The organism is Streptomyces sp. NPDC058373 (assembly GCF_042723275.1).
Lineage (GTDB): Bacteria > Actinomycetota > Actinomycetes > Streptomycetales > Streptomycetaceae > Streptomyces.
In genome coordinates, this window is record NZ_JBHXJE010000015.1 from 93709 (window position 1) to 116768 (window position 23060).

Below are 23060 nucleotides of genomic sequence, written 5' to 3' on the forward strand. Positions count from 1 at the left end.
GGTCAGTCCGACTCGTAATCGGTGGTGTGGTCGTCCTGCGTCTGCGGCTGCGGGGCCTGCCCGTCTCCCCCGCCGGACATCGAAGCGGTGCCGGTGGTCCTGCTCGTGCCGTGCTTACCCATCTCCACCACCCGGCCGACGGAGTCGGTGTAGACGGCGGTCTGCGTCGAGGCGTCGAGCGTTACCGTCGCATACGACGGCGGGCCGACCGGCAGCCGGTCGGTGATCAGTTTCATCGCCCACGGCGCCTGGGGGGCAATCGTCTCCATGCGAGTCCTCCTTCTTTGACGTCAGGCGGATGGCCGGGCAGCCACCCGCCCGAGCAGAATCCCCCCGTGGCCAGGGCAATCGCCAGTACCGTGGAGGTCGCGAAACGTGGCGAAAAGGCCACGCTCTGCGACAGAGGTTGAGGAGGATGCGACAGCGATGACCGGCAGATCGAAGAACCAGCACCTCGCCCTGTGGATCGCCGCCACCGGCCTGTCCCACGGCGAGATCGCCAGACGAATCGCCGCAGCGGCAAAAGCCGAAGGCCACCGGCAGATCGCCCCGGACACCACTCGGATTCGCCGCTGGGTCGACGGCGAACGCCCCCGCCCGCCGGTGCCCTCTTTGCTCGCCGGGGTGATTTCCGATGCGGTCGGCCAATCGCTCACACCGGGTGACCTCGGCCTCACCACCGCGGGGCCCACACTCGACAGCATCCAGCTCCCCCTGCTGACCGAGGCAGCCGCACGCACCCTTGCCGGATGGACGCAGATGGACCTCTTCATAGACCGCCGCGACACCCTCAAACTCGCCCTCGGGGCCCCACTCATCCTCGCCGCCGAGCGCATGTTGGGTGGCACCGCCCGCCGGCTGACCCGCACCACCCGGGGCTTCGACGCCGACACCACGGCTGCGCTGGAAGAAGTCACGGCTTTCTTCACCAAGGCTGATGCGTCCAAAGGCGGCGGCCTGTACCGCTCCGCGATCGTCGCCCAGCTTGCCGAAGTCGCTCGCCGCATCGAGGAGGGGGTACCCCTTTCCCTGAAAGCCCGGGTCTTCGCAGCCACCGCCGATCTCGCGGCGCTCGCGGGGTGGGTCAGCCACGACTGCGGCCGCTACCCGACCGCACAGCGGTACTGGTCGTATGGAATCTATGCCGCCTCTGAGGCCGCACAGCCGGACCGTGGGGTAGAGATCGTCACCCGCATGTCCCACCAGATGATCTATCTGGGACATCCAGCCGATGCCTTGGGTCTGCTCGGGGTCGCCGCCAAGAAGGCGACCATGCCCGCGACCCGGGCGTTGGTCGCCTCCCAGACCGGTCGGGTGCATGCGGCCCTCGGCGATGAGCGAAACGCCGGGCGGCACCTCGGCACCGCTGACGAACTGGTCGCCCAGGGCCTGGGCGATTCGCCCGCGTGGGTGGACTACTTCGACGGCGCCGAACATGCCGGAGCCCGCGCGGTCTCCGCCCGCGACCTCGCCGGGCTCCTTGGTAAGGAACAGCCCGCCAGCGCCCACTTCTCCAACGCACTCCGGCTGCGCAGAGACGGATTCGACAGGGTGAAGGTTATGGACCGTATCGGTCTGGCCGCTGCCCTGTTCGCTGAGGGAGAGCCGGAGCTTGGGGCCGCCGCAGCCCACCACGCACTGGACGACGCCATCCGCATCGACTCCACACTCGTGACATCTCGCCTTAACACCCTGCTGAGCGCGGCCGGACGCTACCGAACCGGAACGGTGAACGAGGTCCGCGCCCGCGTAGCCGATCTCGCAGCGACCCGCCCAACTCCAGTCGCCGCCTGAGACCATCGGGACCATGGGCAAGCACTCCCGACCCGGGCCGCCGAACCAGCCGTCCCGCGCCGTGCCGAGCGTCAGCGCCGATGACCGGCTCGCGGCATACGACAAGCGGCGCCGACCGCCGATGGACGTCCACCGTCGGCACCGCCCGTTGCACGGCGGTGGCAGCCACCTGCGCCCCGATGAGCCGAGGGCGCTGGAGGAGTGGAACGGGTTCTGGTACGAGCCCGTGGGCACCGCCGCGAACCTGGCGCAGGCTCAGCGGTGGGTGAACGACAGCGGTGAGGCCTCGACTAGGTGAGACGTCGTCAGCGAGTCTCACCCCGCGTGGCCTCCGGCCAAGGAATCACCCTCAACTCCGGCCACGCCCCCCGCCACCGGGCCGCCTTCGTCTCGTAGACCTCGCGGGGTGCGAGGACCGGGTTGGGGCGGAGGGTCAGGGCGAAGACGTCGGCGAGGCCGTGCGGGGCGTAGACGCGCCAACGGCCGCCGGGTTCGAGGCGGACGCCGAGGCAGCAGGTGGTGGCGGCGAAGGTGTCGATGGCCGCCTCGGTGGAGAGGTGCGGCGGGCAGGGGGTGCCGAACTTCCCCTCGTACCAGAGGTGGACGCGGGCCTCGTTGCGGATCTCGACCTCGGCGGGGATGCCGGCGAACGCCTCGCGGCCGGCCTGGACGGCTCGGTCCTCGGCCTCCCAGGAGAGGTCGCCGGCGTCGAAGTAGAAGAGTCGTAGTCCTTGATGCCCTGTTCGGGCGGGCGACCGGTGGTGACGTTCCAGACGGTCTGGAAGAGGCAGCCCGCTGTCAGGTACCAGCCGGGCAGCGCGAGGCCGACGGCACGGCCGAGGACGGCGAGCAGGGTCGGGTTGCGGCTCAGAGTGGCGCGCAGGGCGGCGAGTTGTTCGTCGAGAGGGAGTCGGCTGATCACCGTGCGGGTGTACCACGCCCCGGCGCTCGGGGGGAGGCGCCGGGGCGTGGTGGGGTGTGGTGCGGGGCGGGCCTCAGTGGTTGCGGGGGAAGCCCAGGTCGACGCCGGCGGGGGCGTCGGCCGGGTCGGGCCAGCGGGTGGTGACGACCTTGCCGCGGGTGTAGAAGTGCGTGCCGTCGTTGCCGTAGATGTGGTGGTCGCCGAAGAGGGAGTCCTTCCAGCCGCCGAAGGAGTGGTAGCCGACGGGGACCGGGATCGGGACGTTGACGCCGACCATGCCCGCCTCGACCTCCAGCTGGAAGCGGCGGGCGGCGCCGCCGTCGCGGGTGAAGACGGCGGTGCCGTTGCCGTACGGCGAGGCGTTGATGAGGGCGAGGCCCTCCTCGTAGGTCTCGGCGCGCAGGACGCACAGGACGGGGCCGAAGATCTCGTCGCGGTAGGCGTCGGAGTCGGTGGAGACCTTGTCGAGGAGGGAGAGGCCGATCCAGTGGCCCTTCTCGTACCCCTCGACGGTGAAGCCGGTGCCGTCGAGGACGACCTCGGCGCCCTGGGCGGCGGCGCCCGCCACGTACCCGGCGACCTTGTCGCGGTGGGCGGCGGTGATGAGCGGGCCCATCTCGGAGGCGGGGTCGTTCCCGGGGCCGATGGTGATCTTCTCGGCGCGCTCCTTGATCTTGGCGACCAGCTCGTCGCCGACCGCGCCGACGGCGACGACGGCGGAGACGGCCATGCACCGCTCGCCCGCCGAGCCGTACGCGGCGGAGACGGCGGCGTCGGCCGCGGCGTCCAGGTCGGCGTCGGGGAGGACCAGCATGTGGTTCTTGGCGCCGCCGAGGGCCTGGACGCGCTTGCCGTGGGCGGTGGCGGTGGCGTGGATGTGGCGGGCGATCGGGGTGGAGCCGACGAAGGAGACGGCGGCGACGTCCGGGTGCTCCAGGAGGCGGTCGACGGCCGGCTTGTCGCCGTTGACGACGTTGAGGACGCCGTCGGGCAGGCCGGCCTCGCTGAAGAGCTCGGCCAGCCGCAGCGCGGCCGAGGGGTCCTTCTCGCTGGGCTTGAGGACGAAGGTGTTGCCGCAGGCGATGGCGAGGGGGAACATCCACATCGGCACCATGGCCGGGAAGTTGAAGGGCGTGATGCCCGCGACCACGCCGAGCGGCTGGCGGATGGAGGCGACGTCGACGCGGCTGGCGACCTGGGTGGAGAGCTCGCCCTTGAGCTGCACGGTGATGCCGCAGGCCAGGTCGACGATCTCCAGGCCGCGGGCGACCTCGCCGAGGGCGTCGTCGTGGACCTTGCCGTGCTCGGCGGTGATGAGCCGGGCGATCTCGTCGCGGTGCTGGTCGAGCAGGGCACGGAACTTGAACATGACCGAGGTGCGCTGGGCCAGCGAGGAGGTGCCCCAGCTCGCGTAGGCGGCCTTGGCGGCGGCGACGGCGGCGTCCACCTCGTCGGCGGAGGCCAGGGCGACCTGGGTGGTGACCTCGCCGGTGGCGGGGTCGGTGACGGGGCCGTGGTCGCCCGACACGCCGTCGACGGCCTGGCCGCCGATCCAGTGGTTCACGGTCTTCATGCGGGGACGCTCCTTCACAGATGACGGCGCCGGGCTGCGACGTTCCGGTCGTACTCCTTCCGGGCGCGGGCCGCCTCCTCGCGGTGCGCGGTCCGGGCCACGGGAACATCCCACCACGCCTGCGCGGGCGGCGGGCTGGACACTGTGTCGGGCGTTTCGGTCCGCACGTAGACACCCGTGGGCACGGTGGCGGCCCGCACCTCGGCGAGGGCCTCCCGCAGCTCGGCGACGGTCTCCGCGCGGAGCATCCGCACGCCGAGGGAGGCGGCGTTGGCGGCGAGGTCGAGCGGCAGCGGCTCCCCGTCCAGGAGCCCGTCCGGGCCCGGCATCCGGTAGGCGGTGCCGAACCCCTCGGCGCCGACCGTGTGGGAGAGGCCGCCGATGGAGGCGTAGCCGTGGTTGTCGACCAGGACGAGCTTGAGCGGCAGCGACTCCTGGACGGCGGTGGCCAGTTCGGTCGGGTTCATCAGGTACGTGCCGTCGCCGACCAGTGCCCAGACGGGCCGGCCGGGGGCGGCGAGGAGGACGCCGAGGGCGCCGGGGATCTCGTAGCCCATGCAGGAGTAGCCGTACTCGACGTGGTACTGGTCCGCCGAGCGGGCCCGCCACAGGCGGTGCAGGTCGCCGGGGAGCGAGCCGGCGGCGTTGACCAGGATGTCGTCGCCGGTGACCAGGGCGCCGAGGGCGCCGAGGAGCTGGGTCTGGGTGGGGCGGGCGGCCGGGTCGGGGGCGGCGAAGGCGGCGGTGACGCGCGCCTCCCAGACGGCCTTGGCGGCGGTGTACGCGTCGATGTGCGCGGCCGGGAGGCGGTGGCCTTCGAGGAGCCCGGTGAGGGCGGTGAGCCCTTCGCGGGCGTCGCCGACGACCGCGTGCGCGGCGAGTTTGTGGGCGTCGGCCGGGTCGAGGTTGAGGTGGGCGAAGCGGACGCCGTCGGCGGCGAAGAGGGTGCCGGAGGCGGTGGTGAAGTCGGTGAGGCGGGTACCGACGGCGAGGACGAGGTCGGCGGTGCGGGCCAGGTCGTCGGCGGTGGCGGTGCCGGTGTGGCCGATCGCGCCGACGTCCTGCGGGTGGTCGTGGGGCAGCGCGCCCTTCCCGGCCTGGGTGGCGGCGACGGGGATGCCGGTGGCGCGGGCGAAGGCGTCCAGCGCGGCCTCGGCCCCGGCGTGCCGGACCCCGCCGCCCGCGACGACGAGGGGGCGGCGGGCGGCCCGCAGCAGTTCGGCCGCCTCGGTCAGGGAGGCGGTGTCGGGGGCGGGGCGGCGGACGTGCCAGGTCCGCTCGGCGAAGAACTCCTCGGGCCAGTCGTACGCCTCGGCCTGCACGTCCTGCGGCAGGGCGAGGGTGACGGCGCCGGTGGCGGCGGGGTCGGTGAGGACCCGCATCGCGGTCAGGGCGGCGGGGATCAGCGCCTCGGGGCGGGTGACGCGGTCGAAGTGGCGGGAGACGGGCCGCAGGCAGTCGTTGACGGTGAGGTCCCCGGCGTAGGGGACTTCGAGCTGCTGGAGGACGGGGTCGGCGGGGCGGGCGGCGAAGGTGTCGCCGGGGAGCAGCAGGACGGGCAGCCGGTTGACGGTGGCGAGGGCGGCGCCGGTGACGAGGTTGGTGGCGCCGGGCCCGATGGAGGTGGTGACGGCGTGGGTGGCGAGGCGGCGGCGCTGCCGGGCGAAGCCGGTGGCGGCGTGCACCATGGCCTGCTCGTTGCGGCCCTGGTGGAAGCGGAGTTCGCCGGTGCCCTCGGGCCGGTCGGCGGTGTGCTCGGCGAGCGCCTGTCCGATCCCGGCGACGTTGCCGTGGCCGAAGATGCCCCAGACGGCGGGGATCAGCCGCTGCCGCTCGCCGTCCCGCTCGCTGTACTGGACGGAGAGGAAGCGGATCAGTGCCTGGGCGGTGGTCAGCCTCACCGGTAGCCCTCCGTGTGGTCGGGGTGGAAGGTGATCCGCCACTCGCGGCCGGGGCCGGGGCCCGCCATGACGTTGAGGTAGTAGAGCGGGTGGCCGGGCGGGGCGACGGACGGGCCGTGCCAGCCGTCGGGGACGAGGACCGCCTCGCCGTCGCGGACCTCGGCGAGGAGGTCGGCGCCGCCGGGCCGGGACGGCGCCACCCGGTGGAAGGCCGGGGCGGGCCCGTCGACGGCGAACCAGTAGATCTCCTCCAGCTCGCTCTCCTGACCCGGCCGGTGCTCGTCGTGCTTGTGCGGCGGGTACGAGGACCAGTGCCCCGGCGGGGTGACGACCTCGACGGCGATCAGCCGGTCGCAGGCGAAGGTGTCGGCGGCGGCGAAGTTCCGCACCTGCCGCGCGCAGACCCCGCTCCCCCGCTCCTCCACGGGTACCTCCGGCGCCGGGCCGCGGCGGGCGGGGAGTCGGCGCCCGCACCTCGCTCCTGCCAGAGCGAACCGGCCTGCGGCGCCGGAGGTGATCTCGACGCGGGCGTCCCGGGGGACGTACGCGAAGTCGGTGGGTCCGGCGAACACGTCCGGGCGGCCGTGGAGGGCGAACTCCGCCTCTTCCTCACCGGCCCGTGCCTCGTCCGGGAGTACGCGGAGGGCGCAGCCGCCGGAAAGCGGGAGCACGATCCACTCGGCGTCGCCGGTGTCGAAGGTGTGCGAGGCGCCGGGGCCGAGTTCCAGGACGTGCAGGGCGGTGTGGCGCAGGCCCTGGGCGGGCCCGGCGGAGAGCCGGTACGGGCCGGCGGGCGAGGTGGCGTCAGGGCGCAGGTGGAGCGGGTGCGGGCCGTTCGGCGGTGTCGTCGTCATGGCCCTTCCCCTACCCCGCGCGGCGCCGGAAGGCCGCGTGACCGGCCGGTCAGGGCGCGGGTCCCCCCGTCCCGGCCGTCTCCGTGGACGAGGGCGGCGGCGGTGTCGACGGCCCCGGCCACGTCCCCGTCGGGCGGGTAGAGCAGGGCTCGTCCGGCGACCAGGCCGCGCACCGTGGGCAGCGCCAGCGCCTGGCGCCACCGCTCGTAGGTGGCCTCCTCCTCGGCAGCTCCGCCGACCGGCCCGCCGAGCAGGACGGCGGGCAGCGTGGAGGCGGCCATCACCCGCGCCATGTCGTCCGGGTCCTCGGTGACCGGCACCTTGAGCCAGGTGTACGCGGAGGTGCCGCCGAGGCCGGAGGCGACGGCGAGGGAGGTGGTGACGGCGGCGGCGTCCAGGTCGGTCCGCAGCTTCCCCCCGACCCGGCGGCAGAGGAACGGCTCGACGAAGACCGGGAGCCGCAGCGCGGCCATGGCGTCGACGGCGCGGGCCGCCGCGTGCAGGGTGGTGAGCGAGCCGGGGTCGTCGTAGTCGAGGCGGAGCAGGAGTTTCCCGGCGTCGTAGCGGGAGCGGGCGAGGTCCTCGGGGCGGAAGCCGGTGAAGCGGTCGTCCAGTTCGAAGGCGGCCCCGGCGAGGCCGCCGCGGTTCATCGAGCCGATGACGGCCTTGCCCTCCAGCGCGCCGAGCAGCAGCAGGTCGTCCAGGACGTCGGCGCTGGCCAGCACCCCGTCGACGCCGGGGCGGGAGAGGCCGAGCCGCAGCCGGGCGAGGAGTTGGGCGCGGTCGGCCATGGCGCGGTCGCCGCCGCCCGCGCCGAGGGCGCCGCGCGCAGGATGGTCGGCGGCGAGGATCAGCAGCCGCCCGTCCCGCCCCAGCAGGGGCCTGCGGACGCGGCGCGCGGCGGCCTCGGCGATCGCCTCGGGGTGGTGGGCCCGCAGCCGGGCGAGGACGGCCGGGTCGACGGCGTGGGCGGCGCTCACGCGGTGCCGCCGAGGAGCGCGTCGATCTCGTCGGCGCGGGGCATCGCGGAGGAGCAGGCGAGGCGGCCCGCGACGAGGGCCCCGGCGGCGTTGGCGTACCGGATGGTGGTCGCGAGCGGCCAGCCGGCGAGCAGGCCGTGGCAGAGGGCGCCGCCGAAGGCGTCCCCGGCGCCGAGGCCGTTGACCACCTCGACGGGGACGGGCGGCAGGGTGACGCGGGCGCCGTCGCGGTGGGCGGCGAGGACCCCTTCGGGCCCCTGCTTGACGACGGCGAGGGTGACCCCGGCGGCGAGCAGCGCGTCGGCGGCGGCGTCCGGGTCGCGGTGGCCGGTGGCCTCGGCGCACTCGGCGATGTTGCCGACGGCGACGGTGGCGTGGGCGAGGGCGGCGGCGTAGTGGGCGCGGGCGTGCGGGCGCTCGGCCTCGTCCCAGAGCATGGGCCGCCAGTCGAGGTCGAGGACGGTGTGGGCGGCGCGGCGCCGGTGCGCCAGGGCGGTGAGGGTGGCGGTGCGGCTGGGCTCGGCGCTCAGGCCGGTGCCGGTGGCCCACAGGACGCGGGCGGCGCGGATCGCGTCGAGGTCGAGGGAGCCGGCGGTGATCCGCAGGTCGGGGGCTTCGGGCCGCCGGTAGAAGTAGAGCGGGAAGTCGTCCGGCGGGAAGATCTCGCAGAAGGTGACGGGTGTGGGCAGCTCCGGCACGGGCTCCACCCAGCGCGCGTCGACACCGAACGCCTTCAGCTCGGCCCGCAGGTAGTCGCCGAACGGGTCGTCACCGGTACGGCTGACGAGGGCGGTACGCCGTCCCAGCCGGGCCGCCGCGACGGCGACGTTGGCGGGCGAGCCGCCGAGGAACTTCCCGAAGGTGTCCACGTCGGCGAGGGGCACGCCGGTGCGCAGCGGATAGAGGTCGACGCCGAGGCGCCCCAGGGCGATCAGGTCGTACCCCGCGTCGTATGGCGGACCGGGTGGCTCCCCGGTCCCGTGTCCCGGCTGTGGGCCCGTCACGGTCTCCCCCTCGCTGCGTCGTTGCGGCGGCGGTCCGCCCCGGACGGTACGGACCCGGGGCGTGCCCAGGTCTAGTCGGCGGCGCCGAACCCTGTCAACATTTTGTCCGGACATTCGGACCAACGCCCGTGCCCCGGCCGGGGCAGGCTGGGGGAAAGCACGGCGGACGGCACCCGCACCGTCCCGGACGGCGACCGGAAGGCGTACATCTGATGCACCGTACGAACGAGCCCCAGCCCCCGACCGGCACCGGCGCCCCGGCCTCCCGGCTGCGGATCGGGTCGGCCCCCGACTCGTGGGGCGTGTGGTTCCCGGACGACCGCCGGCAGGTGGGGTGGTCCCGCTTCCTGGACGAGGTGGCCGAGGCCGGGTACGCCTGGATCGAGCTGGGCCCCTACGGCTACCTCCCCACCGACCCGGTACGCCTGCGCGACGAGACGGCCCGGCGCGGCCTGAGCGTGTCGGCGGGCACCGTCTTCACCGGGCTGCACCGGGGCGAGGCGGTCTGGGAGGAGACCTGGGCGCACGTGGCCGAGGTCGCGGAGCTGACCCGGGAGGCGGGCGCCGGGTACCTGGTGGCGATCCCCGCCTTCTGGCGGGACGACAAGACCGGCGAGGTGCTGGAGGACCGCGAGCTGACCCCGGCCGCCTGGCGCGACCTGGCCCGGCTGACGGAGCGTCTGGCCCGCCGGGTCCGCGAGGAGTACGGGCTGCGCACGGTGCTCCACCCGCACGCGGACACCCATGTGGACACCGAGGAGCACGTCGTCCGCCTCCTCGACACCACCGACCCCGGCCTGGTCGAACTCTGCCTGGACACCGGCCACTACGCCTACTGCGGCGGTGACAGCGTCCGCCTGATCGAGACCTACGGCGAACGGCTCGGCTACCTCCACCTCAAGCAGGTCGACCCCGAGGTGCTGGCGCGGGTGCGCGCGGAGGACCTGCCGTTCGGCCCGGCGGTGGCGCGGGGCGTGATGTGCGAGCCGCCGCTCGGCGTGCCCGCGCTGGAGCCGGTGCTGGCGGCGGCGAAGCCGCTCGGCGTCGACCTCTTCGCCATCGTCGAACAGGACATGTACCCGTGCCCGCCGGACCGCCCGCTGCCGGTGGCGCGGCGCACCCGGGCGCTGCTGGAGTCGTACCTGGACGGGTGAGCGCCCATCCCCGTCCGGGGTGCGGAAGTGTCCCGGTCCCGCCACACCCTTGTCACGGTCGCTTCACGGCGCCGCCCGCGCTCCCGGGCGCGCGCGGCCCGCCGCTCCAGGGTGGTGATCACCGAGAGCGCCCCTGGCACCTCGGCGGCGCGACGGTGCGCCCCCACGGGGCGCGGACGGGAGGTGTCCACGTGGGCGACCGGGACCTGTGGTCGTACCGGGAGATCGCCGCGCACATCCGGGTCCAGCCCGACACCGTGCGCTCCTACCGCAAGAACGGCCAACTCCCCCCACCGGACGTGACCCGCGACGGAAAGCCCTACTGGCACGCCGACACGGTCCGCCGCTGGGTGGCCAACCGGCCGCGGAACAGGGGGAAGTAGGCACCGGAGCGCCTGTGGGGCAGAGCCCAGCCCGGCCGACTCCAGCCCGGCCGGGCGAGGGTTGGCGGGCCGAAGGGCGGCCAGGCCGAAGGGCCCCAGCCTGAAACGGACCCAGCCTGGAACGGCAGACCCGCAGGGCTACCCCCAGGGCTCGATCACCGTGATCCCCGCCCCTGGCGCCACCCCCAGCGCGGCCAGCGCGTCGGGCGCCTCCTCAAGCGGCCGTACGGCGGTGACGAGGAGGTCGGGGCGGAGGGTGCCGGCGGCGACCTGGGCGAGGAGGGGCGGGTAGGCGTGGGCGGCCATGCCGTGGCTGCCGAGGAGTTCCAGTTCGTGGGCGATGACGCGGTCCATGGGGAGGACGGGGCGGCCGGTGGCGGGCGGGAGCAGGCCCACCTGGACGTGGCGGCCCCGGCGGCGCAGCCCCTCGACGGAGGCGACACAGGTGGCGGGTGAGCCGAGGGCGTCGAGGGAGAGGTGGGCGCCGCCGCCGGTGAGTTCGCGGACGGCGGCGGCGACCTCCCCGCCGGAGCCGGGGCGTACGGCGCCGTCGGCCGGGACGATCCCCACCCGGGCGTCGAGGCAGACCTCGGCGCCGAAGCGGCGGGCCAGTTCCAGGGCGTCGGGCGACACGTCGACGGCGACGACGCGGGCCCCGGCGGCGGCCGCGATCATCACGGCGGAGAGGCCGACCCCGCCGCAGCCGTGCACGGCGACCCACTCGCCGGGGGCGACGCGGCCCTGGGCGGTGACGGCGCGGTGGGCGGTGGCGAAGCGGCAGCCGAGTCCGGCGGCGGTCGGGTGGGCGAGGTCGTCGGGGAGGGCGACGAGATTGGTGTCGGCGTGGTCCAGGGCGACGTACTCGGCGAAGGAGCCGTGGTGGGTGAAGCCGGGCTGGGTCTGGTTCTCGCAGACCTGGTGGTCGTCCTGGGCGCAGGCGGGGCAGGTGCCGCAGGCGCAGACGAACGGCACGGTGACGCGGTCCCCGGCGTGGAAGCGGGTGACGCGGGAGCCGGTCGCGGCGACGGTGCCGGACAGCTCGTGGCCCGGGACGTGCGGCAGCGCGATGTCCGGGTCGTGGCCCTGCCAGCCGTGCCAGTCGCTGCGGCAGACGCCGGTGGCCTCGACGCGGACGACCACCCCTTCGGGTGAGGGCGCGGGGTCGGGCAGCTTCCGCACCTCGGGGCGCTCGCCGAACCGTTCGAAGACCACTGCGCGCATCCGATCACCCTTCGTCCTGGCGGCCCCGGGGCGGGCCACGCGGCTCACTGTGCCGTCCGGGAGGTGGATTCATACCCCCTAGGGGTATAGTCTGGACTCAGAGCCGGCCTTCCCGGGCGCACCTCAGGACCCGTCTGCCCGGAAGCCCCCGGCCCGCACGCCCGCCTCACCGGCACCACGCGCACCACCGCTGCACCATCCTGGACATCACGACCATCTCCGCCCGACCGGGGCGGCCCCTCAGGAGGACACCATGACCAGCGACACCCAGGCCCAGACGCAGGCGCAGACCGCCGGCTCCTGCTGCTCCGGCTCCTCCGCCTCCGCCGGCGGCTGCGCCGAGGCGGGCGCCGTCACCACGGTCTACACGGTCACCGGCATGACCTGCGGCCACTGCGAGGGCGCCGTCTCCGAGGAAGTCTCCGCCCTGCCCGGCATCTCCTCCGTCACCGCCGAGGCCGCCACCGGCAAGGTCACCGTCGTCTCCGCCGCCCCGCTCGACGAGGAGGCCGTCCGCGCCGCCGTCGACGAGGCCGGTTACGAGCTGACCGGCCGCGCCTGACCCCGGCGCGCACGACGCCCCGCCCCGGCACCGCGCCCGGGCGGGGCCGCACCATGGAAGGACCGGGCCCGCCCGGCGTCCGCCACTCCCCCAGCCCCGTACCGGAGACCGCCAGACCATGACCACCAGCACGGCCCCCGAGCAGCCGGCAGCATCCGGGACCACCGAGGTCGAGCTCAGCGTCGGCGGCATGACCTGCGCCTCCTGCGCGGCCCGGGTGGAGAAGAAGCTCAACCGCATGCCGGGCGTCACCGCCACCGTCAACTACGCCACCGAGAAGGCGAAGGTGGCCTACGAGCCGGGGGACGACCTCGGCGTCGCCGACCTGATCGCCACCGTGGTCCGCACCGGCTACACCGCCGAGGAGATCCGCCCGCCGGAGCCCGAGCCGGCCGCCCCGGACACCCCCGGGGGTGACGGCGGGCAAGAGGCCGCCGGCGCCCCCGGGGACGCCGAGACCGAGGCCCTGCGGCAGCGGTTCACCGTCTCCGCGCTCCTCGCCGCCCCGGTGGTACTGCTGTCGATGATCCCGGCGCTCCAGTTCGACCACTGGCAGTGGCTCTGCCTGACGCTGACCGCGCCGGTCGTGGTCTGGGGCGGCCTGCCCTTCCACCGGGCCGCCTGGACCAACCTGCGGCACGGCGCGACCACCATGGACACCCTCGTCTCGGTCGGCACCCTCGCCGCCTTCGGCTGGTCGCTGTGGGCGCTCTTCCTCGGCCACGCCGGGACGACCGGCATGCGGCACGGCTTCGACCTGACGGCCTCCCGCGCCGACGCCTCCTCGATGATCTACCTGGAGGTGGCGGCGGGCGTCATCACCTTCCTCCTGCTGGGCCGCTGGCTGGAGGCCCGGGCCAAGCGGAAGGCGGGCGCCGCCCTGCGCGCCCTGCTGGAGCTGGGGGCGCGCGAGGCCACCGTCCTGCGGGACGGGCGCGAGGTGCGGGTCCCGGTGGCGCGGCTGGTGGCCGGCGACCGGTTCACGGTCCGCCCCGGCGAGACGATCGCCACCGACGGCACGGTCCTGGAGGGCGTCTCGGCCGTCGACACCTCCCTGCTGACCGGCGAGTCGGTACCGGTGGACGTGGGCCCCGGCGACCAGGTCACCGGCGCCACCGTCAACACCGGCGGCCGCCTCACCGTCGAGGCCACCCGGATCGGCGCCGACACCCAGCTGGCCCGGATGGCGCGGCTGGTCGAGGACGCCCAGAACGGCAAGGCGGCCGTGCAGCGGCTCGCCGACCGGGTCTCGGCGGTCTTCGTGCCGGTCGTCCTGGTCATCGCCGTGGGCACCCTGGCCGGGTGGCTGGCGGCCACCGGGGACACCACCGCCGCGTTCACCGCCGCCGTCGCCGTCCTGATCATCGCCTGCCCCTGCGCGCTCGGCCTCGCCACACCCACCGCCCTGCTGGTCGGCACCGGGCGCGGCGCCCAGCTCGGCATCCTCATCCGGGGCCCGGAGGTGCTGGAGAGCACCCGCCGCGTCGACACCGTCGTCCTCGACAAGACCGGCACCCTCACCACCGGCCGCATGGAGCTGACCGGGACCCTGCCCGCCTCCGGCACCGGCGAGGCCGAACTGCTGCGCCTCGCGGGCGCCCTGGAGCACGCGTCCGAGCACCCGGTCGCCCGCGCCGTGGCCCGGGCCGCCGAGGAGCGCCACGGCCCGCTCCCGCCCGTCTCCGACTTCACCAGCACCTCCGGGCTGGGTGTACGCGGCACCGTCGAGGGCCACCAGGCCGTCACCGGGCGCCCCCGGCTGCTGGCCGAGGCGGGCATGCCGCTCACCCCGGAGCTGGAACAGGGGCTGGCCGAGGCCGAGGCGCGGGGGCGGACCGTGGTGGCGGTCGGCTGGGACGGGGCCGCACGCGGCCTGCTGACCCTCGCCGACGCGCTGCGCGGGACCAGCGCCGAGGCCGTCCGCGACCTGCGCGCGCTCGGGCTCACGCCCGTCCTGCTGACCGGGGACAACGCCGCCGTGGCCGCCGAGGTGGCCCGTACCGTCGGCATCGACCGCGTCGTGGCCGGGGTGCTCCCGGAGGGCAAGGTGGCGGAGGTCGAGCGGCTGCGCGCCGAAGGCCGTACGGTGGCGATGGTGGGCGACGGCGTCAACGACGCGGCGGCGCTCGCCACCGCCGACCTGGGGCTCGCCATGGGCACCGGGACGGACGCGGCGATCGAGGCCGGGGACCTCACCCTCGTCCGCGGCGACCTGCGCGCGGCGGCCGACGCGATCCGGCTCTCCCGCCGCACCCTGGCCACCATCAAGGGCAACCTCTTCTGGGCCTTCGGCTACAACGTGGCGGCGCTCCCGCTGGCCGCCGCCGGACTGCTGAACCCGATGATCGCGGGGGCCGCGATGGCCTTCTCCTCGGTCTTCGTCGTAACCAACAGTCTTCGCCTCAAGTCCTTCACATAGTTGACGCACTACCCTTACTCTTGGACCCCGAACCCTGGGGCTCTCGCAGCAGCATCAGGACATGCGAGAGACGCAGATCACACTCCCCGCGACGTAACCAAGTGGGGGGCTCGTGAGTCTAAGAAGGCGATACCGGAAATGTCTTGGGGGACGTCTCCGGAATCGGGAGGGCGTCTTGGGGGACGTCCTTCGACCGTGTAGGCCGGGGCACGTGCACCGGGGAGCTTTGAGCGGCCCTCCCGTACGTACGTGTCCTGGCAGACCGCACAGACGCCCGGCCGGATCCCGTGGGGGGAATCCGCTCGGGACACAGGAAAGCGCCCCGAGCATCAGCCCGTGGGGGGACTGGTGCCGGGGCGCTTTCTACGCTCTCGCGCCCATCTCCAGCCAACCCCGGCCGGTCCCGGCCCGGCTCGGCCAACTCCAGCCCGGCCGGCGCTTGAGGCCACCCACGTCGGCCCCGACGGGGTAAAGGTGCGCTGGAGAGTGCGGCCCACATCTGGCCGCCGTCAAGATGGCCTCAAACGCCGGCCGGGCTGAGGAGCTTCGCCCAGCCGAAAGCCCGCCCCTCCCCCACGGCGGCGGGGAAAAGACGGGCCAGGTGGGGCGCAGCCCCTACCGAGGCGGCAGCCTCGTCAGCGAGCCTCGACCGGGACGAAGTCGCGGAGGACCTCGCCGGTGTAGATCTGGCGCGGGCGCCCGATGCGCGATCCGGGCTCCTTGATCATCTCGGTCCACTGGGCGATCCACCCGGGGAGCCGGCCCAGCGCGAAGAGCACGGTGAACATCTCGGTCGGGAAGCCCATGGCGCGGTAGATCAGCCCGGTGTAGAAGTCCACGTTCGGGTAGAGGTTCCGCGAGACGAAGTAGTCGTCGGAGAGCGCGTGCTCCTCCAGCTTGAGCGCGATGTCCAGCAGCTCGTCGGACTTGCCGAGCGCCGAGAGGACATCGTGGGCCGCCGCCTTGATGATCTTCGCCCGCGGGTCGAAGCTCTTGTAGACGCGGTGGCCGAAGCCCATCAGCCGGACGCCGTCCTCCTTGTTCTTCACCTTGCGGATGAAGGAGTCGACGTCGCCGCCTTCGGCACGGATGCCTTCCAGCATCTCCAGCACCGACTGGTTGGCGCCGCCGTGCAGCGGGCCCCACAGCGCGGAGATGCCGGCGGAGATGGAGGCGAACATGTTGGCCTGCGAGGAGCCGACCAGGCGCACGGTCGACGTGGAGCAGTTCTGCTCGTGGTCGGCGTGCAGGATGAAGAGCTTGTCCAGCGCCGAGACGACGACCGGGTCGAGCTCGTACTCCTGGGCGGGGACCGAGAAGGTCATCCGCAGGAAGTTCTCGACGTAGCCCAGGTCGTTGCGCGGGTAGACGAAGGGCTGCCCGATCGACTTCTTGTAGGCGTAGGCCGCGATGGTCGGCAGCTTGGCCAGCAGACGGATCGTCGAGAGGTGGCGCTGCTCCTCGTCGAACGGGTTGTGGCTGTCCTGGTAGAACGTCGACAGCGCGCTGACCACGGACGACAGCATCGCCATCGGGTGGGCGTCACGCGGGAAGCCGTCGAAGAACCGCTTCACGTCCTCGTGGAGGAGCGTGTGCTGGGTGATCTCGTTCTTGAAGGCAGCCAGCTCGTCGACGGTCGGCAGCTCGCCGTTGATGAGCAGGTACGCCACCTCGGTGAAGGTGCCGCTCTCCGCCAGCTGCTCGATCGGGTACCCGCGATAGCGGAGGATGCCCTGCTCGCCGTCGAGATAGGTGATCCCGGATTTGTACGCCGCGGTGTTGCCATAGCCGCTGTCGAGGGTCACCAGACCCGTCTGGGCGCGAAGCTTCCCGATGTCGAAGCCCTTGTCGCCGACGGTGGAGTCGATCACCGGGTAGGTGTGCTCACTGTCGCCGAACCGCAGTACTACAGAGTTGTCGCTCACGTCTTTCCCTCACCGACGTAGTGCCTCATCTTCGAGGTGCCCTGACTGTCTCTACCATCCCCCATTTGGCTCAGGAGAGTGCACTCGGGGTCGACCCTTCGGCCCTTTGGCGGCACTCAGTGCCGCCAACCTGTTCATCCTGCCCCTCTCCCTCCGGTTCCGGAAGGGCTGCGTGACGTATCCCACCGATTTGATCGATCATTTCTGACCGAACGGCCGGTGCGCCGTCCCCGAGAGCAGCCGGTGATCCAGGGCGGTACACCTCCTGCCTGCGGAAACCGTACGCACAGCCTGGCCGATCGCCTTGCGCGAGCCCACCAGGACGACCAGCTTCTTGGCCCGGGTGACCGCGGTGTAGAGCAGGTTCCGCTGGAGCATCATCCAGGCGCCGGTGGTCACCGGCACCACCACGGCCGGGTACTCGCTGCCCTGTGAGCGGTGGATCGTCACGGCGTAGGCGTGGACCAACTCGTCCAGTTCGTCGAAGTCGTACGGGACCTCCTCGTCCTCGTCGGTGAGCACGGTCAGCCGCTGCTCCTCGGCGTTCAGGGCGGTGACGACGCCGACGGTGCCGTTGAAGACCCCGTTGAGCCCTTTGTCATAATTGTTACGGATCTGGGTCACTTTGTCCCCGACGCGGAAGACGCGGCCGCCGAACCGCTTCTCGGGCAGGTCGGGCCGGGCCGGGGTCATGGCCTGCTGGAGGAGGCCGTTCAGGGCGCCCGCGCCCGCCGGGCCGCGGTGCATGGGGGCCAGCACCTGGATGTCGCGGCGCGGGTCGAGGCCGAAGCGGGCCGGGACGCGCCGGGCGGCGACGTCGACGGTGAGGCGGCCGGTCTCCTCGGTGTCGTCCTCGACGAAGAGGAAGAAGTCGTCCAGGCCCTGGGTGAGCGGTGGGGTGCCGGCGTTGATGCGGTGGGCGTTGGTGACGACGCCGGAGCGCTGGGCCTGTCGGAAGATCCGGGTGAGGCGGACGGAGGGGATCGGGCCGCCGTCGGCGAGCAGGTCGCGCAGCACCTCGCCGGCGCCGACGCTCGGCAGCTGGTCGACGTCGCCGACGAAGAGCAGGTGGGCGCCGGGGGCGACGGCCTTGACCAGTTTGTTGGCGAGGAGCACGTCGAGCATGGACGCCTCGTCGACCACCACCAGGTCGGCGTCGAGGGGCCGTTCGCGATCGTAGGCGGCGTCCCCGCCGGGCCGCAGTTCCAGCAGGCGGTGGACGGTGGAGGCCTCGGCGCCGGTCAGTTCGGCGAGCCGCTTGGCGGCGCGGCCGGTGGGGGCGGCGAGGACCACCTTGGCGCCCTTGGCACGGGCCAGTTCGACCACCGAGCGGACGGTGAACGACTTCCCGCAGCCGGGCCCGCCGGTCAGCACGGCCGCCTTCTGGGTGAGGGCGAGCCGTACCGCGTCCCGCTGTTCGGGGGCGAGTTCGGTGCCGGTGCGGCCGGCGAGCCAGCCGAGCGCCTTCTCCCAGTCGACGCCCTGGAAGGCGGGCAGCCGGTCCACCGGGGCGTGCAGCAGCCGCAGGAGCTGGGCGGCGAGGGAGAGTTCGGCCCGGTGGAAGGGGACCAGGTAGACGGCGGTGACGGGTTGGCCGTCCGGCCCGGGGACCTTCTCGCGGACCACGCCCTCCTCGTCGCCGGCGAGTTCGGCGAGGCAGTCGATGACCAGGCCGGTGTCGACCTGGAGGAGTTTGACGGCGTCGGCGATGAGCCGGTCCTCGGGGAGGTAGACGTGGCCCTGGTCGCTGGACTGGGAGAGGGCGTACTGGAGGCCGGCCTTGACGCGGTCGGGGCTGTCGTGCGGGATGCCGACGGCCTGAGCGATGCGGTCGGCGGTGAGGAAGCCGATGCCCCAGACGTCGGCGGCGAGCCGGTAGGGCTGGTTGCGGACGACGGAGATGGAGGCGTCGCCGTACTTCTTGTAGATGCGCACGGCGATGGAGGTGGTGACGCCGACGCCCTGGAGGAAGACCATCACCTCCTTGATCGCCTTCTGCTCCTCCCAGGCGGCGGCGATCAGCTTGGTCCGCTTGGGGCCGAGCCCGGGTACCTCGACCAGCCGCTTCGCGTCGGTCTCGATGACGTCCAGGGTGTCGACGCCGAAGTGCTCGGTGATCCGGTCGGCGATGCGCGGGCCGATGCCCTTGATGAGGCCGGAGCCGAGGTAGCGCCGGATGCCCTGGACGGTGGCGGGGAGGACGGTCGTGTAGTTCTCCACCGTGAACTGCTTGCCGTACTGGGGGTGCGACCCCCACCGCCCCTCCATCCGCAGCGACTCCCCCGGCTGCGCCCCGAGCAGCGACCCGACCACGGTGAGCAGGTCGCCGCCGCGCCCGGTGTCGACCCGGGCGACGGTGTAGCCGTTCTCCTCATTGGCGTAGGTGATCCGTTCGAGGACGGCTTCCAGGACGGCGAGGGCGGGTCGGGGCCCGTTCTGGGAAGTGCTGGGCATGGCCCGACGGTACGCCGTACGGCGGAGCCGCGGGCCGGGTCCCCGGGAGCTCGCGGTGCGCGTTCTCGCGGTGGCCGCCGGGGGGACGAGGCGGGCCTCGGAAATTTCTCGCGACTCCTCGCGTTTTCCGCACAACCCTTGGTGAGGGGCGGCCGTCTTACGTGGCATCAGGACTTCCGGGGGGATTCCCGGGGGGGATTCAGGGAGTTCTGAGCTGGAGGGGGGGACCTCCGGGGGGAGACACGAGGGGCCCGGTCCGCGGACCGGGCCCCTCGAATGTTGTCCGCCCCCTGCCCCAGACGAGCCAAAGCCGGACAAGCGGCGCGGGCCTCCGGCGCAACACGCGCCCCTCCCCTTGACTGGCAGAAATCTTCGGGCTATCCGTGATTCCTGGCAGTTTCCTTCAGGGGCTGTCCGTCGAGGCGGCACGGGCAGCGCGCACCCGCCCGGCGCCCCTCCCATCGGAAGGAGCGCACGTGCACCACCGATCCCCCGGCACCTCCCGCCGCGCCGTGCTCGCCGCGGGCGCGGGAGCCGCCGCCGCGGCCACCGTCAGCACGACGGCCTCCGCCGTCGGCCCCCAGAGCGGCGCGAGCGGCGTCCGGCCCGCCGCGCGCAGACCCACCCGCAACCAGCTCAAGGCCCTGCTCGCCCGGATGAGCCTGGAGGAGAAGGTCGGCCAGCTCTTCGTGATGCGGGTCTACGGCCACTCCGCCACCGACCCGGACCAGGCGGACATCGACGCCAACCTCGAAGAACTCGGCGTCAGGGACGCCGCCGAGCTGATCGCCACGTACCACGTGGGCGGCATCATCTACTTCACCTGGGCGCGCAACACCCGCGACCCCCACCAGATCGCCGAGCTCTCCAACGGCATCCAGCGCGCCTCGCTCGGCCAAAAGAACGGCCTGCCCGTCCTCGTCTCCACCGACCAGGAGCACGGCATCGTCTGCCGGGTCGGCGCCCCCGCCACCCTGCTGCCGGGCGCGATGGCGCTGGGCGCGGGCGGCAGCCGCACCGACACCCGGCGGGCCGCGCACATCGCCGGCGCCGAACTGGCCGCCCTCGGCATCCTCCAGAACTACGCGCCCGACGCGGACGTCAACGTCAACCCGGCCAACCCGGTGATCGGCGTGCGCTCCTTCAGCTCCGACCCCGAGGCGGTGGCCGAGCTGGTGGCCGCGCAGGTGAAGGGGTACCAGGGGGCGGGGGTCGCCGCCTCGGCCAAGCACTTCCCGGGTCACGGCGACACCACCACCGACAGCCACGAGGCGCTGCCGACCATCCACCACACCCGCGAGGAGTGGGAGCGGCTGGACGCGCCGCCGTTCCGGGCGGCGATCGCGGCGGGGATCGACTCGATCATGACGGCGCACATCGTGGTGCCCTCCCTCGACCCGGCCGAGGATCCGGCGACGCTCTCCCGCCCGATCCTGACCGGCATCCTCCGCGAGGAGCTGGGGTACGACGGCGTGGTGATCACCGACTCCCTCGGCATGGAGGGGGTGCGCACCAAGTACGGCGACGACCGGGTGCCGGTCCTCGCGCTGCTCGCCGGGGTCGACCAGCTCCTCAACCCGCCGAGCATCAAGGTGGCGTACGACGCGGTGCTGGCGGCGGTGCGTGACGGCGAGCTGACCGAGGAGCGGATCGACGCCTCGGTGCTGCGCGTCCTCGAACTGAAGGCCAGGCGCGGCCTGTTCGAGGACCCGTACGTGACCCGCAGGGAGGTCGACCGGACCGTGGGCGTGCGCGCGCACCTGGCCGAGGCGGACCGGATCGCCGAGCGCACCACGACCCTGCTCGCCCACCGCGACGGCCTGCTCCCGCTGAGCCGCCGCACCCACCGCGACCTCCTGGTGGTCGGCGCCGACCCGGCCTCCCCGTCGGGCACCACAGGGCCGCCGACCACCGCCCTCACCGAGGAGCTGACGGAGCTGGGCTTCCGGGTGACCACGCTGCCGACCGGCACGACACCCACGCAGGCCGCCATCGACGCGGCGGTGGCGGCGGCCGAGGGCAAGGACGCGGTGGTCGTCGGGACGTACAACGTGACGGCGGACAGCGCCCAGCGGGAGCTGGTGCGCGCGCTGGCCGCGACCGGGGTGCCGGTGGTGGCGCTGGCCATCCGCAACCCGTACGACGTGGCCCACCTGCCCGAGGCGGACGCGGTGCTCGCCACCTACTCCTGGACCGACGTGGAGCTGCGGGCGGCCGTCCGCGTCCTGGCGGGCCGGGCCCGGCCGCGCGGGAAGCTGCCGGTGCCGGTGCAGCGGGCGGACGACCCGTCGCAGGAGCTGCTGCCGGTCGGGTACGGGCTGCGGTACTGACGGCCTGACGTCCCCGTGGCGTGGCGCCGCCCGCCGTCCGTGGCTCCGGGGACCGGAGACCGCGGGCGGCGGGCGGCGCGTTTCGGTGGGCGGGGCGGGTCGGGTCAGGGCCTGCCGCCCCGGTATTTCTCCAGCAGCCGCTGGTCCAGGGAGTCCAGGGTGCGGTCGTAGTCGGCGAGCGGTGCGGCCGCCTTCGGGTCGGCCTTGGCGGCGGCCGGGGCGACGCCTGCCCACTGCTGGATGCGGGCGGTGGCGCGGGCGCTCTCGTCGGGGACGAGGCCCGCGACGTTGGCGCCGTGGTTGGCGCCGGGCGCGGTCAGCACGTACGAGTCGCGGGCGCCCGCGCCGAGGCGGAAGGGCTCGGCTCCCCACGGGTCGTTCTCGCCGTAGACGAACATCATGCGCTGGGCATGGTGGCGGACCCAGGTGTCGACGTCGCGCATGGCGTGCTTCTCGAACCGCATGGGGATGGAGCGCGGTACGAAGTTCCGGGGCGCCTGGTAGCCGTAGCGGCTCAGCCCCGCCAGGTGCGGCTGGGTGATGCCGGGCGAGCCGAGCTGGGTGCCGGCCTGGTAGTAGTACGGCGTGTACGGGTCGAGTCCCTGGTCGCTGTAGAAGGACCATCCGGAGACCTCGTCCACGTACGCGAACAGCTCGGCGTCGGTCGCGGTGCGGGCCTCGGGCACCTCGGCGCAGTCGGCCTCCTCGGAGTACTGCCAGAAACCCCAGGCGAGGTCGAGGACGACGGCCTCGAAGGCCCGGTCGAGGCTGCCGACGGTGGTGAAGGTCGCGCCGGTCTTCTCGGCCTCCTCCGCGTACCGCTCGCTGAGGGTGTCGCGGCGCAGCAGCGCCTCCCGCTGCACGGCGTGGAGCGCGTCACGGCACTCGGCGGTGCCGACGGTGGCGAGGAAGCGGTCGTAGGCGGAGTCCTCGCTGTCGACCACGTCGTTGGGGGCGACGTAGGCGACGACGGCGTCCATGTCGCGCGGGTAGAACCGCTCGTAGTAGGTGGCGGTCATGCCGCCCTTGGAGCCGCCGGTGGCGAGCCACTTCTTGCCGTAGAGGGGCTTGAGGGCGGTGAACAGGCGGTGCTGGTCGCTGGCGGCCTGCCAGATCGTCAACTTCGACCAGTCGGCGGGGGCGGGCCTCGACGGGGTGAAGTAACGGTACTCCAGCGAGATCTGGTTGCCGTCGACGATCCTCGTCGGTTCGCTGCGGCCGGGGTTGGCGGAGACGCCGTAGCCGGAGGTGTGGAAGACGGTGGGGCGCGAGGTGTCCTTGTGCAGCACGGTGAACCGCTGCTCGAACGTGCCCCGCTTCGGGTGCCGGTGGTCGACCGGCTGGGTGTAGGTGAGGACGAAGTACCGGTACCCCTCGTACGGCTTCTCCTCCACGAGCTTGACGCCCTCGACGGCGAGCAGCCGCTGAAGGATGTCCCGGCCGTCGCGTGCCGGTTCCTGGTCGGCCACCGCGCTGCCGGCCTGGGCCGTGACGGCCCCCGCCAGGACCACGAGCGACAGCAGCCAGCGCAACACCGTGCGCATGAGCCCTCCCCTGTTCCGATAGTCACTCCGGGCGCGTCCC

The 23060-nt window shown here is 73.5% G+C and carries 17 protein-coding genes and 1 pseudogene; 7 read left to right on the plus strand and 11 right to left on the minus strand.

Annotation, left to right across the window (positions count from 1 at the left end; translation table 11 throughout):
• Positions 1–2: 2 nt before the first annotated feature.
• Positions 3–269, minus strand: a complete 267-nt coding sequence (locus ACFWMZ_RS12195) for a putative ATP-grasp-modified RiPP (RefSeq protein WP_383177211.1) — start codon at positions 267–269, stop codon at positions 3–5.
• 157 nt (positions 270–426) lie between these two features.
• Here ACFWMZ_RS12195 and ACFWMZ_RS12200 point away from each other — a divergent pair, with 157 nt between their 5' ends.
• A complete protein-coding gene (locus ACFWMZ_RS12200) occupies positions 427–1794 on the plus strand; it encodes a Tat pathway signal protein (RefSeq protein ID WP_383201192.1) in 1368 nt (455 codons plus the stop codon).
• Positions 1795–1807: 13 nt separating this feature from the next.
• The gene (locus tag ACFWMZ_RS12205; protein WP_383177204.1) at positions 1808–2092 is read left to right on the plus strand and encodes a DUF6087 family protein; all 285 of its coding nucleotides are present in this window, start codon (positions 1808–1810) and stop codon (positions 2090–2092) included.
• Positions 2093–2099: 7 nt separating this feature from the next.
• Here ACFWMZ_RS12205 and ACFWMZ_RS12210 read toward each other — a convergent pair.
• The 6 genes and pseudogenes from ACFWMZ_RS12210 to iolC form a co-directional block, all read right to left on the minus strand.
• A pseudogene (locus ACFWMZ_RS12210) lies at positions 2100–2716 on the minus strand (nucleotidyltransferase family protein).
• Positions 2717–2789: 73 nt separating this feature from the next.
• Entirely contained in the window at positions 2790–4289 is a 1500-nt protein-coding gene (locus tag ACFWMZ_RS12215; RefSeq protein ID WP_383177199.1) for a CoA-acylating methylmalonate-semialdehyde dehydrogenase, read from the minus strand.
• 14 nt (positions 4290–4303) lie between these two features.
• Complete coding sequence (gene iolD, locus ACFWMZ_RS12220; RefSeq protein ID WP_383177196.1) at positions 4304–6190, minus strand: 3D-(3,5/4)-trihydroxycyclohexane-1,2-dione acylhydrolase (decyclizing); 1887 nt, start codon at positions 6188–6190, stop codon at positions 4304–4306.
• Entirely contained in the window at positions 6187–7044 is an 858-nt protein-coding gene (gene iolB, locus ACFWMZ_RS12225; protein WP_383201195.1) for a 5-deoxy-glucuronate isomerase, read from the minus strand. Before iolB ends, iolD begins: the two co-directional genes overlap by 4 nt.
• Complete coding sequence (locus ACFWMZ_RS12230) at positions 7041–8024, minus strand: deoxyribose-phosphate aldolase (RefSeq protein WP_383177190.1); 984 nt, start codon at positions 8022–8024, stop codon at positions 7041–7043. Before ACFWMZ_RS12230 ends, iolB begins: the two co-directional genes overlap by 4 nt.
• The gene (gene iolC, locus ACFWMZ_RS12235) at positions 8021–8959 is read right to left on the minus strand and encodes a 5-dehydro-2-deoxygluconokinase (protein ID WP_383201213.1); all 939 of its coding nucleotides are present in this window, start codon (positions 8957–8959) and stop codon (positions 8021–8023) included. Before iolC ends, ACFWMZ_RS12230 begins: the two co-directional genes overlap by 4 nt.
• Before the next feature lie 281 nt (positions 8960–9240).
• Here iolC and ACFWMZ_RS12240 point away from each other — a divergent pair, with 281 nt between their 5' ends.
• Both ACFWMZ_RS12240 and ACFWMZ_RS12245 read left to right on the plus strand, forming a co-directional pair.
• Positions 9241–10182, plus strand: a complete 942-nt coding sequence (locus ACFWMZ_RS12240; protein WP_383177187.1) for a sugar phosphate isomerase/epimerase family protein — start codon at positions 9241–9243, stop codon at positions 10180–10182.
• A gap of 191 nt (positions 10183–10373) precedes the next feature.
• Positions 10374–10565: a helix-turn-helix transcriptional regulator gene (locus ACFWMZ_RS12245; RefSeq protein WP_383177184.1), complete on the plus strand. Its 192-nt coding sequence runs from the start codon at positions 10374–10376 to the stop codon at positions 10563–10565.
• A 138-nt stretch (positions 10566–10703) separates the two neighbouring features.
• Here the strand turns inward: ACFWMZ_RS12245 and ACFWMZ_RS12250 are convergent, their stop codons facing one another.
• Complete coding sequence (locus tag ACFWMZ_RS12250) at positions 10704–11786, minus strand: zinc-dependent alcohol dehydrogenase family protein (protein WP_383177181.1); 1083 nt, start codon at positions 11784–11786, stop codon at positions 10704–10706.
• A gap of 253 nt (positions 11787–12039) precedes the next feature.
• On the opposite strand from ACFWMZ_RS12250, the gene ACFWMZ_RS12255 reads away from it, so the two are divergent.
• Positions 12040–12348, plus strand: coding sequence for a heavy-metal-associated domain-containing protein (locus ACFWMZ_RS12255; RefSeq protein WP_383201198.1), 309 nt, complete (start codon positions 12040–12042; stop codon positions 12346–12348).
• Positions 12349–12466: 118 nt separating this feature from the next.
• Positions 12467–14767 (plus strand): heavy metal translocating P-type ATPase, encoded by a 2301-nt coding sequence (locus tag ACFWMZ_RS12260; protein WP_383201201.1) that lies wholly within the window; start codon positions 12467–12469, stop codon positions 14765–14767.
• A 635-nt stretch (positions 14768–15402) separates the two neighbouring features.
• Here ACFWMZ_RS12260 and ACFWMZ_RS12265 read toward each other — a convergent pair.
• Together ACFWMZ_RS12265 and ACFWMZ_RS12270 are read right to left on the minus strand one after the other, a co-directional pair.
• Positions 15403–16692 (minus strand): citrate synthase, encoded by a 1290-nt coding sequence (locus ACFWMZ_RS12265; RefSeq protein WP_383177172.1) that lies wholly within the window; start codon positions 16690–16692, stop codon positions 15403–15405.
• Positions 16693–16890: 198 nt separating this feature from the next.
• Entirely contained in the window at positions 16891–19146 is a 2256-nt protein-coding gene (locus ACFWMZ_RS12270) for an ATP-dependent RecD-like DNA helicase (protein WP_383201204.1), read from the minus strand.
• A gap of 476 nt (positions 19147–19622) precedes the next feature.
• On the opposite strand from ACFWMZ_RS12270, the gene ACFWMZ_RS12275 reads away from it, so the two are divergent.
• Positions 19623–21476: a glycoside hydrolase family 3 protein gene (locus tag ACFWMZ_RS12275; RefSeq protein ID WP_383177166.1), complete on the plus strand. Its 1854-nt coding sequence runs from the start codon at positions 19623–19625 to the stop codon at positions 21474–21476.
• A 104-nt stretch (positions 21477–21580) separates the two neighbouring features.
• Here the strand turns inward: ACFWMZ_RS12275 and ACFWMZ_RS12280 are convergent, their stop codons facing one another.
• Positions 21581–23020: a S28 family serine protease gene (locus ACFWMZ_RS12280; RefSeq protein WP_383201207.1), complete on the minus strand. Its 1440-nt coding sequence runs from the start codon at positions 23018–23020 to the stop codon at positions 21581–21583.
• Positions 23021–23060 lie beyond the last annotated feature (40 nt).